Genomic DNA, 13,428 nt, shown 5'->3' with positions numbered 1-13,428 from the left:
ATTCGCAGCGGCGCAGATTCGGGCACGTGAACGGTGGCAAAGGCCGGTGACCCGCCGATATTTGATGTGAAGTAAAGGCCGGTTCGTCAAGCTAAGCAGGCAGCGAATGGAATCGCGTTAGTCGCCGGACTGCCAATCAGTGACTGACCTCGCCGGGGACGTCATCGTATTGACCACGGCGCAGTAGCTTCACGCGCTGCAAGATGCAATCGTCGGCTATATTGTCGGCAACTTAGGGGCGCTGTCGACGGCCGCAACCAGCCGGCGTCGACCCTTGCCGGCAATCACAGACTCGCGGGGAAGCGCCTCGGCTCGACACCCCAGCCTGCGGCCGGGAATAAACCATGCGTGATAAGCGTTGCTTCATTGGAGGGAAATGCAAAATGACGAACGCAAACAAGGCCTGGCCGATGCTTCCCGCGTTGGTGCTCCTGCTCGCTGCATGTGCCACAGGGGGCATGCAGGCAGGCACGGGGACACACCTTAGCGCTGTGGAATGCCGCGATCTGACCGAGATCAAGAACAAGGCGCCCGTTACGCACGAGCGCAATATGAGTGAGCTGGCGGCCTTGGAAAAAGCGGGCTACCATCCGGGATGGTTTTTTGATCCTTACTACCCAGCCGATCTTGAGGCCGCGCAGCATCAGGTCGATATCTGGTACGAGAACGAGTGCCCGCAAACATAGCCGGGTTGCGTAAGTACTGGTACTGGCAGCACGGCGTGAGCGCCTACACGGCGCCGCATTCGACGACCGCTCTTCGAATTAGTCCCGCCATTCAGTAGCGGACAGGTAGACACGATAGATCAGATACCACCGGGATCTATCCAGCCCTGGCGAACGGCTCGCCAGGGCCGAACACAAGCCAGGACTCAGGCCAGATCAAAGCGATCCAGATTCATCACCTTTGTCCAGGCCGCGACGAAATCCTCGACGAACTTCTGCTTCGCATCGCTGCTCGCATAGACCTCGGCCAGCGCGCGCAGCACGGCGTTGGAGCCGAACACCAGGTCGACGCGGGTACCGGTGTACTTCACTTCGCCACTCTTGCGGTCACGTCCCTCGAACAACTCGGCGGCGGCATCGACAGCCTTCCATGCGGTACCCATGTCCAGCAGGTTGACGAAGAAGTCGTTGCTGAGCACGCCGACGCGCTCGGTGAACACGCCGTGACGGCTGCCGTCGAAGTTGGCTCCAAGCACACGCAGTCCACCGACCAACACGGTCAGTTCCGGCGCGGTCAGCGTCAACTGCTGGGCCTTGTCGATCAACAGCGTCTCGGTCGTGGGACCGCCCTGCAAGCGGCGGTAGTTGCGCAAGCCATCGGCGATCGGTTCGAGCACGGCCACCGATTCGACATCGGTCTGGTCCTGGCGCGCATCGACCCGGCCCGCCGCGAACGGCACGTCGATCTTGACGCCCGCCGCAGCGACTGCCTGCTCGACGCCGACTACGCCCGCCAGCACGATCACGTCGGCCAGCGACGCCTTGCCGGATGCCTGCTGGATGGCCTGCAGCTTCGGCAGCACGCCGGCGGCGATCTTGTTGACTTCCCAGTCCTTCTGTGGCGCCAGCGCGAGCCGCGCTCCGTTGGCCCCGCCGCGCTTGTCGCCGCCGCGGAAGGTCGAAGCTGAGGCCCACGCGACCGAGACCAGCTCGCTGACCGACAGGCCAGACTCGGCGAGCTTTGCCTTCAGGCCGGCGATGTCGGCGGCGCTCGGGTTGTGAACGGGTGCTGGCAGCGGGTCCTGCCAGATCAGGTCTTCTTTCGGCACTTCCGGGCCGAGGTAGCGCGCCTTCGGACCCATGTCGCGGTGGGTCAGCTTGAACCACGCGCGCGCGAACGCTTCGTTGAAGGCCTGCGGATCGTTGAGGAAGCGGCGCGAAATCTTCTCGAATTCCGGGTCATAGCGCAGCGTCAGGTCGGTGACCAGCATCGTCGGCTTGCGCATTTTCGACGGGTCGAACGGATCGGGGATGATGTCCGGCGCGTCCTTGGCCTCGAACTGGATAGCGCCGGCGGGGCTGTGCGTCTGCACCCATTCGTACTTGAACAGGTTCTCGAAAAAGTGGTTGCTCCACTGGGTCGGCGTCTGGGTCCAGATCACTTCGAGGCCCGACGTGATCGCATCCGCGCCAGCACCCTTGCCGTAACTGCTGGCCCAGCCGAGACCTTGTGCTTCGAGCGACGCGGCTTCCGGGTTGTCGCCCACCTGCTCAGCCGAACCGGCACCGTGGGTTTTGCCGAGTGTGTGGCCGCCGGCGATCAGCGCGACGATTTCCTCATCGTTCATTGCCATGTTGCCGAACGTTGCACGGATGGCGGGCGCAGCCGTCACCGGATCGCCACTGGCGTTCGGGCCTTCGGGATTGACGTAGATCAGGCCCATCTCGGTGGCGGACAGCGGGTTCTGCGCCAGGGTCTCGGGGTTACGGTGGACCAGCCAGGTCTTTTCATCACCCCAGTTCACGTCGAGGTCCGGTTCCCACACGTCCTCGCGGCCGGCGCCGAAACCGAATGTGCGGAAGCTCGCGTTCTCCAGCGCCACGTTGCCGGCCAGCACGATCAGATCGGCCCAGGATATCTTCTGCCCATACTTTTGCTTGATCGGCCAGAGCAGGCGGCGCGCCTTGTCGAGGCTGACGTTGTCCGGCCAGGAGTTGAGCGGAGCGAAGCGTTGCTGCCCGCGACCCGCACCGCCACGGCCATCGACCATCCGATAGGTACCGGCGCTATGCCAGGCCATGCGGATGAACAGGCCCGCGTAGCTGCCCCAGTCGGCCGGCCACCATTCCTGCGAGTCTTTCAGCACAGTCTTGAGGTCAGCCTTGAGTGCGGTGTAGTCGAGTTTCTTGAACTCTTCGCGATAGTTGAAGTGTTCGCCCAGGGGGGTGGAGCGGTTGGAATGCTGATTCAGCAGATCCACGCGCAATTGGGTGGGCCACCAGTCGCGGTTTCCGGTGCCGCCGCCGGCGGCCTGCTTCGGGGCGCCGTGGAACGGGCATTTGGCGGCATCGGGTGTGGGGGTGTCGATTGGCGTGCTCATACGGACTCCGTTCGTCTTTTTGGCGGATAGTTACGATACCAGTTTGCGATGACAACTCTCAATCGAATGTACCAATATGTCCGATAGCCTCGGTGAGGATCCGGGCGCGACCGCTACGACACGTCATGGCGACAGGCGGTGGCGTTGCTGGAATTGGCGGCGGCGCGCACGCCGAGCGAGCCGAAGCCGTTCGTGCTGCATACCCCCGCATACCGCGCTGTCGGATTTCTACGTGGAATAGCAGCTCAACGTGGCCACCGCGCGTCCGTCGGTTTACATGCCATGGAAGAGGAGCGCCGCGCGATCGGTCGAATCAAATTAACCCCTTCAACCCGCCGCTTCAAAAATCTCCCGGACCCATTGCGCAAACACCCGGACTCTCGCCGATAACTGCCGGTTCTGCGGGTACAAAACCGAAACCGGCATAGGGGGCGGCGGAAACGCATCAAGCACGACCTTCAACGTCCCCGCCGACAATTCCCCTATCACCCGATACCGCGGCACTTGGACCAGCCCCAATCCCGCGACTGCTGACCCCGTGTATAAATCCGCGCCAGTGACCGATACCACCGCGGCAAGCTGAATCTCGATCACGTGGCCATCGACGGAAAATTCCATGGGCAACACCCGCCCCGATCCACTCGACAGATAGTTAACCGCCCGATGCGCGCCCAGCGCCTCAAGCGTCTCCGGCTCCCCGAACTGCTGGAGATAAGCGGGACTCGCCACCGTCACCTGCTCCATCAGCGCGACGCGGCGTCCGACCATCGACGAATCCTGGAGCGTTCCGGCGCGCAACACGCAGTCGATACCCTCGCGCACCAGATCCACCAGCCGGTCGTCCTCGCCAATCTGCAATTCGATGTCCGGATACTGCGCGATGAAATCAGGCAGCGCCGGCACCACGAAATGCCGCGCAAGCGTCCCCTGCAAATTCACGCGCAGCAGACCCTTCGGCGCGACATTGCGGAACGATCCCTCTGCTTCCTCCGTGTCCGCGACCAGCCGCACGCAGCGCCGGTAGAACGCCTCGCCGTCGTGCGTGAGTCGCACCGTGCGCGTCGTGCGCTCAAGCAGCCGCGTCCCAAGCCGCTCCTCCATGCGCTTGAGCAGGTTGGTGACCGTGGCGCGCGGTATCTGCAGGTCGTCGGCGGCCTGCGTGAAGCTGCTCCGCTCCGCGATACGAATAAACACCTGCATTTCCTGAAATCGATCCATGGGCGACTCGCGAGCGTCGATTGTTGAAGTAAATGGAACGATATTACCAAATTCAAAGTAATTATCAATCAATGTGAATGATCGATACTTCATTCCACGCACTCACCACCCACCCAAAGGAGCGAATCATGAACACAGTCAAGAACAGCCAGGTAGCCATTGTCACGGGCGCATCGCGCGGTATTGGCGCAGCAGTGGCGCGGCGTCTCGCCAACGACGGTTTTGCAGTAGTCGTCAACTACGCATCGAGTTCGAAAGAAGCCGACGCGCTCGTCGCGGAGCTCGCCGCACGGGGCACGAAAGCGATCGCGATCAAGGCCGACGTAGCGAACGCCGACGAAGTCCGCGCCATGTTCGACACGACCGAGCAGCAACTCGGCAAGGTCGATGTACTGGTGAACAACGCCGGCGTGCTGAAGACGGTCCCGCTGGCCGAAACCTCCGACGCGCTCTACGAGCAGACCTTCGGCATCAACGTTCGCGGCACCTTCAACACGCTGCGCGAAGCGGCGGCGCGGATGAACGACGGCGGCCGCATCATCAATTTTTCGAGCACGACGCTCGCCCTGAACATGCCCGGCTACGCCATCTACAACGCGACGAAAGCGGCCGTTGAAGCGTTCACGCATGTGTTCGCGAAGGAATTGCGCGGCCGCAACATCACGGTGAACGCCGTGGCGCCGGGCCCGATCGCGACGTCGCTTTTCCTCGATGGCAAGACCGACGAACAGATCCAGACCTTCGCCAAGATGCCGCCGCTGCAACGCCTCGGTCAGCCCGAAGACATTGCTTCAGTCGTGTCGTTCCTCGCCGGTCCGGATGCGGCCTGGATCAACGGCCAGATCCTGCGCGCCAATGGCGGTATTGCTTAATAAACTGAGAACATCAGCTTACCTAAACGTTTTGGAGAACCACCATGAAATCAGTCATTTTGGTAACGGGCGCAGGCACGGGTATCGGCAAGTTGAGCGCGTTGGCGCTGGCCGAAGCGGGGCACGTTGTGTACGCGACCATGCGCGATGTGGAGGGCCGCAATCGCGGTCGTGCCGATGAACTGCGCGCCGTATCGGCGGAAAAGGGGATCACGTTGATTCCGCTGGAACTCGATATCCTCTCGCAGGATTCCGCCGATGCCGCCGCCGCGGCCATCGTCCACGAGCAGGGCAGGATTGACGTGGTGATGCAGAACGCGGGGCATCTGGTGGTCGGCCCGTCGGAAGCGTTCACGCCGGAAGAAATGATGAAGGTGTTCGACACCAATCTCTTCGGCGCGCAGCGCGTCAACCGCGCGGTGCTGCCTTATATGCGCAAGCAGGAATCCGGGCTGGTGCTGTGGATCAGCAGCACGACGACCAAGGGTGGTTTCCCGCCGTTCATGGGCCCTTATGGCGCGGCCAAGGCGGCCATGGATTCGCTCGCGGTCACATTAGCTTATGAACTTGCACGCTTTGGCGTGGAGACATCGATTGTCGTGCCGGGCGCATTCACCAGCGGCACCGACCACTTCCCGAGCGCAGGCAAACCGGCGGACACGGCCACGGCCGCAGCCTACGCCCGATACGACGGCGTGATGGATCAGATCGGCGCGCGTTTGACTTCTCTGACACCGCCCGACGCTGATCCCCGTGCGGTCGCGGATGAAGTCGTGCGCATTGTCGGGCTTGCGAAAGGCACGCGGCCGATGCGCTCGGTGATCGATTTTGTCGGCGACGGCGCGGCGCAGGTGCTGGAGGTGTCCGAGCGGGTGCGGATTGAATTCGCGAAGCGCATCGGCATGGGCGATCTGCTTGAGGCGAAGGTGTCACGATGATCAGCGTGACAAGGGCCGGGCGTATTGTTCGCGGCGGCTGGCTTGGCCTTTTTATGCTGACCGCTGCGTGCGGTCAGCAGGGCCACGCGGAACCGGAGGGCAAGACCATGAAAGCATCGACGACGCATTTGTATCTGCTCAGGAAGACGCCGTTTTTTACGGGGCTCAATACTGAACAGTTGCGCTGGACCATCGATCACTCGCGCGAGTGGGAAGCGGAGGCGGGCACGGTGGTCGCGGATTGTTCAGCGGCGGATAAGGGCGATGACTTCTGGATCCTGCTCGATGGCCGCTGGCAAGTGGAACGTGACAGCCACACCTACCCGGCGGGTCATGCCGATGCGGGCAAGTGGTTCAGCGCATCGGAGGCGTCGGGGAGTTGCCGGTTGGTCACAACTGAGCACAGTTATGTGATGAAAATCACCCGCGCGGATATGAACGACATGTTGAGCCGCGGATTCGCTTTTGAATCGCACCTGGCGCAAGGGCGTGCTTATTACCGCACGGTGTTTGCGGTGGCCGCGGTAGCAGGTGAAACCCCCTAAACCCGAAACACCGCCACCGCGACATCCAGCTTTTCCGCTTGCTGCTCAAGCGACGCCGCAGCCGCAGCCGCTTCCTCCACCAGCGCCGCATTTTGCTGTGTCACCTCGTCCATCTGCGCGACCGCACGGTTGATCTGTTCAATACCACCGGTCTGCTCATTCGATGCCGCGCTGATCTCGCTAATGATGTCCGACACCCGCTTCACCGCCGCGACCACTTCGCTCATGGTCTGGCCCGCTTGTCCCGCCAGCACGTTGCCGGCCTGCACCTTGTCCGCCGATGCATTGATCAACTCCTTGATCTCTTTCGCGGCTCCGGCGCTGCGTTGCGCGAGGTTGCGCACTTCGGCCGCGACCACCGCAAAACCCCGCCCTTGTTCACCCGCACGCGCAGCTTCCACCGCCGCGTTGAGCGCGAGAATATTCGTCTGGAACGCAATCCCTTCGATCACCCCGATGATGTCCGCAATCCGCGTCGAACTCGTCGCGATGTCGTCCATCGTATGAACGACTTTGCCCACGACGGTGCCGCCACGCACCGCTGTTGCCGATGCATCGACGGCCAGTTCGCTCGCCTGCCGCGCGTTGTCGGCGTTCTGGCGGACGGTGGCTGTCAACTGCTCCATGCTCGACGCCGTTTGCTGCAACGATGCCGCCTGTTCTTCCGTGCGTTGCGATAAATCGATGTTGCCCGCCGCAATCTCACGCGCACCGTGCGAGATTGCGCCCGTGCCGCCGCGCACCTGCTGCACCGTTCCCACAAGCCCCTGCTGCATCTTGCCGAGTGCCGCAAACAAGCGGCCCATTTCGTTGTCGCGCGAGGCATCGATACTCGCCGTCAGATCGCCCGCGGCAATCTGTTCGAAGTGGTGAATCGCCGACTCGATCGGCTTCATCACCGCTGCGCTCAACGCAGCTCGCGCGATGAACCCCAGCACCAGCGCCAACGCCGCGACAATTACGGCTGCGGTCGCCATCATGTGGAACTGAGCCTGTGCCTGCGCATAACGGTCTTGCTGATGCGCGATCTGGAACGCTTCCAGCGCGGACATCGCGTGATCGTAGGTGGCGTATAAACCGTCCGCCGTCTGAACCTGGAGCGTGCGGAACGTCGTGAAGTCGTTCTGCGCGAGGGCATCGAATTCAAGGTTGAGCGCCTTCGCGATCAACGCATCGCGCGCGGTCCTGGCGGCTTGCACCAGCGGCTCTTCCTGGCGGTCGCGCGGCTTGGCGAGGTACGCATCGAACTCGGTATCGCTTGCTTTCAGCGTCTTGCGCGCGTTGGGCAGCAAGTCGTCGCCAGCCTTGCCGAGCATGAACAGCGTCTCGAAGCTGCCGAGCGCAAGGCGCACTTGCAGCAGCCGTTGCGAACTCGTCTTGAGATGCGTGATGGCGACGGTATCGGTGGCGACCATCTGTTCCAGCGCCTGGTTGCTCTGGCGCAGGCACGCAGCGGCTGCAAGCAGCACCGCCACGAGCGCGAGCGTATAACCGGCGATGGTATCGTGAGTCCGCGGCGAATCGTAAAGTTCTTGAGCATGGTCTGGGTCGCGGCGAACACGGCACGCGTGGGTTTCCTCGGTTGGGTCTTTGGCCGGTATCGTTTAGTTTTCTTTAATAAACAGCGGACGATGCCGGTTTTTACTCAGGCGAGCCAAGCTGATCGCCAGAACGGGCAGGCTAGTCGATAGCGCTCGTTACGCGATTCTCATGCAGGGCACGCGACAAGCGCCATCGGGAAATGTGCGCCTTCAGATTCTGCGTGTTCCTGCCGATAAGCGGGGGATGCCGCGCGCGAAGTGCGGAGCGTTGGCATCAAGCGATGCTACTCAGCTCACCCGTGTCGCGAACGCGTAGCCGTTCTTGCCGTTGCGCTTTACCTGGTACATGGTTGCGTCGGCGGCGGCAACGAGCTGATGGTAGTCCCTGACCGGATTCGGGAAGCTCGCTATGCCGACGCTGGCACGGACAAATCCAATGCCCATCTGCTCGTCCGTCTGAAGCACGCAGTCGATCAGGCGCTGTGCAATCGCTTCTAATTCGGCATTGGTCGAAAACTCGCGGACCAGCACAACGAACTCGTCGCCGCCAAAGCGGGCGACCACATCAACCAGACGCACAGTCTTGCGAAAGCGCTTTGAAACGGCAATCAGGAATTCGTCGCCGACGCGATGGCCGAGCGAGTCGTTGACCTGCTTGAACCCGTCCAGGTCGATATAAATCACGGCAATTTTGGGGAGCGTCGGATTGCCCGCTGAGCTCGATAAGCCCGCTGCTGTTTCCGCCAGCGTGGCGAACAATTTCCGCCGGTTGGGCAGGCCGGTCATTGCGTCGTGCAGCGCTGCATGCTCGAACTTGTGCGACTCGCCCGCCAGTTGGCGCGTGCGTTTTGCATACATACCCAAAGCAGTGATCAGCGCGCCGAATACACATGCCGACAACACGATCAACGTACTCGCCACACGCGTTATGCGGGTGCGTGCGTCGGCGCTGTCGTTGTTGCGCTGCGCTCGCCAGTACACGGATTCCACGGCGAGCAGCGCGTCGGTATCGTCGAGATTGGCGTCGGGCAACAGGGCAGATTGAGGGACGCGTGGTGCCGCCGACGGGCTCGCGTTCACCAGCGCCGCGAGCGACGCGATGCGGGCGGCGAGATCAATTCGCGCACGTCGATAGTCGTCGGGTTGTTCCGGGTGTCCCGGGTGTTTCGATTGTCCCGATCTCGCAATGCTGTCGTCGGCTTGTTGTTGCCAGACGCGGACCAGGTTGCGGGCGCTTTCCGCCCGTTCGATGCCTTCGAGAACGAGCCCGCTGTATTCCTGCTTCAGCTGGTCCGAGAAGATCGTGCGGATTTGTAAGGCAAGGAACAGCAGACCTATCAGCAGGCAGAGGAAGGAAACGCAGGCGATCGTAGCCGGACCTGGCCTGAAACGCATCGGTTGGACAGGTTTGTAAGCCCGCTGCCGCTCACGGATGGGCGTAGATATCTCGCTGGCTTTCGGTGCCATGCTGCCGGTAGCTTACGCGATGAAAAAATGAACTCATGCGGGTGAACAGGTTGCCGTTGGACTTGGCGCGCGACATCGCACGGCGGTGTTCCACGTTTGCAGAGCAACTCGCTCGAAGAGGGCGGGTGACAGCGAGCTTGGGCGCGGCCGAGTCGGAAGGCACTGTGCGGCGATTGAACTGAGTGGCGGACACGGGCGCGATCAGATCGGCGCTGGCGACGGTGACCGGACGAGAAGGAGCCAGGGGCGACGCGACGAAACCGGATGAGGCCGTTGGTTGCACCAACGGAGTCGCTTCTGGCGCCGGTTCCACGATCCAGAGCGTCTGCCGCGCGTGTTCCATGGCTTCGGCGTAGGCGTGCTGATCCTGATTGAACCAGACACCATACGCGACCGTACCCATGATTCCGATTGCCAGCGCGCTTGCCGAGGCAATCCAGAGCGCAAGCCGTCCGAATCTTACGGGCGGTTGTGCAAACGCCGGGTCGGCGTCAAGGCTGAAGTCTGTATCGGTTCTGTCGGTCTCCGATGGCAACTCGGTATGCTTGGACATCACAATACTCTCCGGTCATTTCGTCTGATTTTTTGACGAAATTAGTTCGTACGATTGCGCAGAATTTTGAGGGTAAAGCAGCTTAAAGAATGTACCTCCGTTGGGCGGCGGCAAGCCGACAGAGCAGCAGTTAATGTGCCCGTACCGTGCGAGCGGGATCTTACTGACGCACCTTTCTATTGGAGCGCGAAGATCGCATGTGGATGATCGACGCGGGTCGAATGTCTGGAGGATTGGGGAAGTCGTGCACGGCGAGACGTGTTTTTGAACGAGCGTCAGGCGGATTGGTACTGAAATAGTAGGAATCCTTTCTAATAATCCGACCTTCTTAAAATGTTACGCCCGGCACGCATGATGACGACGCTGGACGAGATTGCAGATGGCTCTGGCGCCATACGCGCCGAGACGCGACGCAACGTGGGAGTGGCGAAATCGCCGCGAATGCGCAGCGCCGGCGAAGTCCATGCGAGCATCGCCTTGCTATGGGGCGCCACGCACACCAGCGGCATGGTCATTACTCAGGTGTTGGCGCGGCGCATTAAGCAGGTTTTGCCTGGCCAGCGGCTCCCGGTGATCCGGGTCGGGTGGCCGCATCTATCTCTTGGTTGGTGGTCTGCGCTTCACGCCGGCCTCACGTGCGTCACGGTTGAAACCCGGTCGTAAATACGGTGCGCGCCTGGTTTTCGTTGGCCCAGTGATCCTCGACCTGAGACAAGGGCACCGCGTTCGTCGCGATCTTGAAACCGCCGGGGACCGTGGCGTTCAACAAGTGCTGGATCGAACCAAGGAGGCGCGGCATTGGAATGCTGCCAATACCGCTGCCCATGAGTTCGATGGCCGATGATCGAAGCGCTGCGCCAGGCAGCGTGATGGTTGCCGCGCTCATGGCTCCGATCTGAACAAACCGGAGCGGCATCGCCTCCGGCAAAGCTTTGGCGCCGGCCGCCAGCAACAGCTCCGCGCTTTGTCCCCAAAGATAGTCGAGCACGACGCCAACGCCCTGCTGAAACTGCTGCTGGAACGCGCTTTCGAGTGCATCGTTATCCTGCATGAGACTGATCGTCTCATCAGCGCCGAGCGCTTTCAGAGACTGAAGGGTTGCCGCGTTCCGCCCGGTCGCGATGACCTTGCCTGCGCCCAGATACTTGGCGACCTGCACGGCGAGCAGCCCCGATACGCCTGTTGCACCATTGATCAGTACGGTCTCTCCCTTCACCAGCTTTGCACGTTCAGCCAACGCCGCCCATGACGACATGCCCGGAATGGCGATTGCCGCCGCAGTCACATCATCAAGCGCCGCCGGCAAGGGAATACAACGCGCCTTTTCGACGATGCAATAGTCGGCCATGCCGCCGAAGGGGGCTTCGGGGAGCACGAAATAGACACGCGTGCCGTCTTCTAGAACACCGGTGCCGTCGACCCCAGGCACGAAAGGGAACGTCGCGGAGGCGCTATAGTGCTTGCCCGAGGCCCGGCTCTTGGTGACATGACTCAGCGCGGATGCTACAACCGCGACACGGGCCATGCCTTCGGTGACAGCCGGCTCGGTGAAGTCGGCATAAACCGGCGTCGCGCCGAGTTCTTTAACGAGTGCTGCTTTCATATCTGCTCTCCTTTTCCAAGTATCCGAGCGTACGCTTTATCTGGGATTGGATCATCCAATATATGTGTATTATACACATATAAAGACATTGACAAGGAATCGAATCGCGATGGGGAAAGAGATACGCGAGTTGCGGGAAGCACTATTGGACCTGACGGGCGTGCTTAATCGGCCGCAACCGGACGCTGCCCTTATTGAAGCGGCAGGGATCGATCTGGATCGTGCACTTTTCCCTCTGCTTGCAAGGATCGAGCGGCGGGGGCCGCTTGGTATTGTCGAACTGGCGGAACTCGCGGGGCGCGACTACAGCACGGTCAGCAGGCAGATCACCAAACTGGAAAGCCTGGGACTTGTTTCGCGGTGTGCAAGCCCGAATGACGGCCGGGTTCGCGCGGCCGTCATTACGGATCAGGGGCGGGTCATGACGGACGCGCTGGACGCGGCGCGTCAGAAGATCATCGAAGAATTGCTTGCCGGCTGGGAAGAAAAAGACGTCGGCGAGCTTGTCCGACTGCTTCGAAAGTTCGCGGATGATGCGCTTGGCTGGGTCAAGACCTTATGAATAGTGCAGTAGTCAGGGTCTTATGGAATCAGTAGGAAACCGAATCAATACGTCAAAAACGCGTTCTGAAGTTTTTGTGTGCATTGTTCTCCGGTGAGCGCCAGCATCATCAGGATGCGCGCCTTGTGCGGAACCTGATCGTCCGTTACCAGCCAGTCGTAGCGGTCATCGGGCTGCGCGGCATTACGGATGACCACGCCGCTTCCCGTGCGCGAACCCCGGACGATGTGAATGCCGCGTAATCTCGCGTCGACCAGCGAGGCTACTACCGAGGTCGCCACATTGCCGTTGCCGGTCGCCGCATAGATGATCGCCTTAACACCAGAGTCGAGCATGGCGCGGACCATTGCGACGTTCATGCCGCCGTGTGCATAGAGGATACCGACCTCCGGCAACTCGTCGATCTCGTCGATCGACCATTCGCTTTGCACCGTATGCCGACGCGCCGGCAATCGATAAAAGACCGGCTTGCCGTCGACGATATATCCCAAGGGACCATAGGGCGATCTGAACGCTTCTTGCTTGAACGTATTGGTCTTCGCAACATCACGCGCCGTGTGAATTTCATCGTTTGCAACGACCAGCGTGCCTTTGCCGTGGGCTGACTGACTCGCCGCCACGACTATCGCGTTATAGAGGTTAAGCGGTCCGTCCGAACTGAGCGCGGAGGGGGGACGCATCGCGCCCACCACGACTACCGGCTTCGCGCTTTTGAGCGTCAGATGCAGGAAATAAGCGGTTTCATCGATTGTATCGGTGCCGTGCGTGACGACAACGCCATCCACGTCATCCCGTTTCAGCAACGCCGAAATCCGCTTGCCCAGCTGCAGCAGTTGCCCGCTGCCGAAATTCTCCGAGCCGCACTGAAATAGCTGTTCGGTGCGGATGTCGGCAACTGATGCCGCGTCAGGAAGACCGCCAATAATCTGGTCGATGGACAGCACGGAGCAGTCGTACGCCGACGTGTTGACTGGCGATGCACCGCGGCCTGCGATCGTGCCGCCGGTGCCAATCAGTACAATCCGCGCTTTCGGCGGGGCGGTCAGGGCGACTACGCCCGCACCTGGAACAGGGACGTCCACG

At 61.4% G+C, this 13,428-nt stretch carries 13 protein-coding genes; 6 read left to right on the top strand and 7 right to left on the bottom strand.

Going from position 1 to position 13,428, the window contains the following annotated elements:
* Positions 1 to 383: 383 nt before the first annotated feature.
* Positions 384 to 686, top strand: coding sequence for a DUF4148 domain-containing protein (locus ACSQ8V_RS30595; protein ID WP_436208281.1), 303 nt, complete (start codon positions 384 to 386; stop codon positions 684 to 686).
* Positions 687 to 871: 185 nt separating this feature from the next.
* Here the strand turns inward: ACSQ8V_RS30595 and katG are convergent, their stop codons facing one another.
* Entirely contained in the window at positions 872 to 3,046 is a 2,175-nt protein-coding gene (katG, locus tag ACSQ8V_RS30590; protein WP_436208280.1) for a catalase/peroxidase HPI, read from the bottom strand.
* Positions 3,047 to 3,373: 327 nt separating this feature from the next.
* Positions 3,374 to 4,264: a LysR family transcriptional regulator gene (locus ACSQ8V_RS30585; protein WP_436208279.1), complete on the bottom strand. Its 891-nt coding sequence runs from the start codon at positions 4,262 to 4,264 to the stop codon at positions 3,374 to 3,376.
* A gap of 128 nt (positions 4,265 to 4,392) precedes the next feature.
* Here ACSQ8V_RS30585 and ACSQ8V_RS30580 point away from each other — a divergent pair, with 128 nt between their 5' ends.
* Genes ACSQ8V_RS30580 through ACSQ8V_RS30570 form a run of 3 tightly spaced genes read left to right on the top strand, consistent with a single transcriptional unit; the run spans position 4,393 to position 6,619 of the window.
* Positions 4,393 to 5,136, top strand: a complete 744-nt coding sequence (locus ACSQ8V_RS30580) for an SDR family oxidoreductase (protein ID WP_436208278.1) — start codon at positions 4,393 to 4,395, stop codon at positions 5,134 to 5,136.
* 44 nt (positions 5,137 to 5,180) lie between these two features.
* The gene (locus ACSQ8V_RS30575) at positions 5,181 to 6,074 is read left to right on the top strand and encodes an SDR family oxidoreductase (protein WP_436208277.1); all 894 of its coding nucleotides are present in this window, start codon (positions 5,181 to 5,183) and stop codon (positions 6,072 to 6,074) included.
* Positions 6,071 to 6,619: a hypothetical protein gene (locus ACSQ8V_RS30570; protein ID WP_436208276.1), complete on the top strand. Its 549-nt coding sequence runs from the start codon at positions 6,071 to 6,073 to the stop codon at positions 6,617 to 6,619. Before ACSQ8V_RS30575 ends, ACSQ8V_RS30570 begins: the two co-directional genes overlap by 4 nt.
* On the opposite strand, the gene ACSQ8V_RS30565 is transcribed toward ACSQ8V_RS30570, so the two are convergent.
* From ACSQ8V_RS30565 to ACSQ8V_RS30555, 3 genes are all read right to left on the bottom strand, one after another.
* On the bottom strand, positions 6,616 to 8,094 hold the full coding sequence (locus ACSQ8V_RS30565) for a methyl-accepting chemotaxis protein (RefSeq protein WP_436208275.1): 1,479 nt from the start codon (positions 8,092 to 8,094) through the stop codon (positions 6,616 to 6,618). The genes ACSQ8V_RS30570 and ACSQ8V_RS30565 overlap by 4 nt on opposite strands.
* 354 nt (positions 8,095 to 8,448) lie before the next feature.
* Positions 8,449 to 9,627 carry a GGDEF domain-containing protein gene (locus ACSQ8V_RS30560; RefSeq protein WP_213765185.1) on the bottom strand — a complete coding sequence of 393 codons (1,179 nt, stop codon included), beginning with the start codon at positions 9,625 to 9,627 and terminating at the stop codon, positions 8,449 to 8,451.
* On the bottom strand, positions 9,587 to 10,180 hold the full coding sequence (locus ACSQ8V_RS30555; protein ID WP_255631430.1) for a hypothetical protein: 594 nt from the start codon (positions 10,178 to 10,180) through the stop codon (positions 9,587 to 9,589). The genes ACSQ8V_RS30560 and ACSQ8V_RS30555 overlap by 41 nt, the downstream gene beginning before the upstream one ends.
* Positions 10,181 to 10,531: 351 nt before the next feature.
* Here ACSQ8V_RS30555 and ACSQ8V_RS30550 point away from each other — a divergent pair, with 351 nt between their 5' ends.
* Positions 10,532 to 10,843, top strand: coding sequence for a hypothetical protein (locus ACSQ8V_RS30550; RefSeq protein ID WP_213765184.1), 312 nt, complete (start codon positions 10,532 to 10,534; stop codon positions 10,841 to 10,843).
* Here ACSQ8V_RS30550 and ACSQ8V_RS30545 read toward each other — a convergent pair.
* A complete protein-coding gene (locus tag ACSQ8V_RS30545) occupies positions 10,821 to 11,783 on the bottom strand; it encodes a quinone oxidoreductase family protein (RefSeq protein ID WP_213765183.1) in 963 nt (320 codons plus the stop codon). The two genes, ACSQ8V_RS30550 and ACSQ8V_RS30545, sit on opposite strands and share 23 nt — an antisense overlap.
* Before the next feature lie 109 nt (positions 11,784 to 11,892).
* Between ACSQ8V_RS30545 and ACSQ8V_RS30540 the strand changes: the two genes are divergently transcribed.
* Positions 11,893 to 12,345: a MarR family winged helix-turn-helix transcriptional regulator gene (locus tag ACSQ8V_RS30540; RefSeq protein ID WP_213765182.1), complete on the top strand. Its 453-nt coding sequence runs from the start codon at positions 11,893 to 11,895 to the stop codon at positions 12,343 to 12,345.
* Between the two features lie 44 nt (positions 12,346 to 12,389).
* On the opposite strand, the gene ACSQ8V_RS30535 is transcribed toward ACSQ8V_RS30540, so the two are convergent.
* On the bottom strand, positions 12,390 to 13,427 hold the full coding sequence (locus tag ACSQ8V_RS30535) for an asparaginase (protein ID WP_436208274.1): 1,038 nt from the start codon (positions 13,425 to 13,427) through the stop codon (positions 12,390 to 12,392).
* Position 13,428 lies beyond the last annotated feature (1 nt).

The organism is Caballeronia sp. LjRoot31, assembly GCF_964253885.1.
Classification (GTDB): domain Bacteria; phylum Pseudomonadota; class Gammaproteobacteria; order Burkholderiales; family Burkholderiaceae; genus Caballeronia.
The sequence above is the reverse complement of the archived record's forward strand: the minus strand, read 5'-3'. Positions and strand labels throughout refer to the sequence as shown.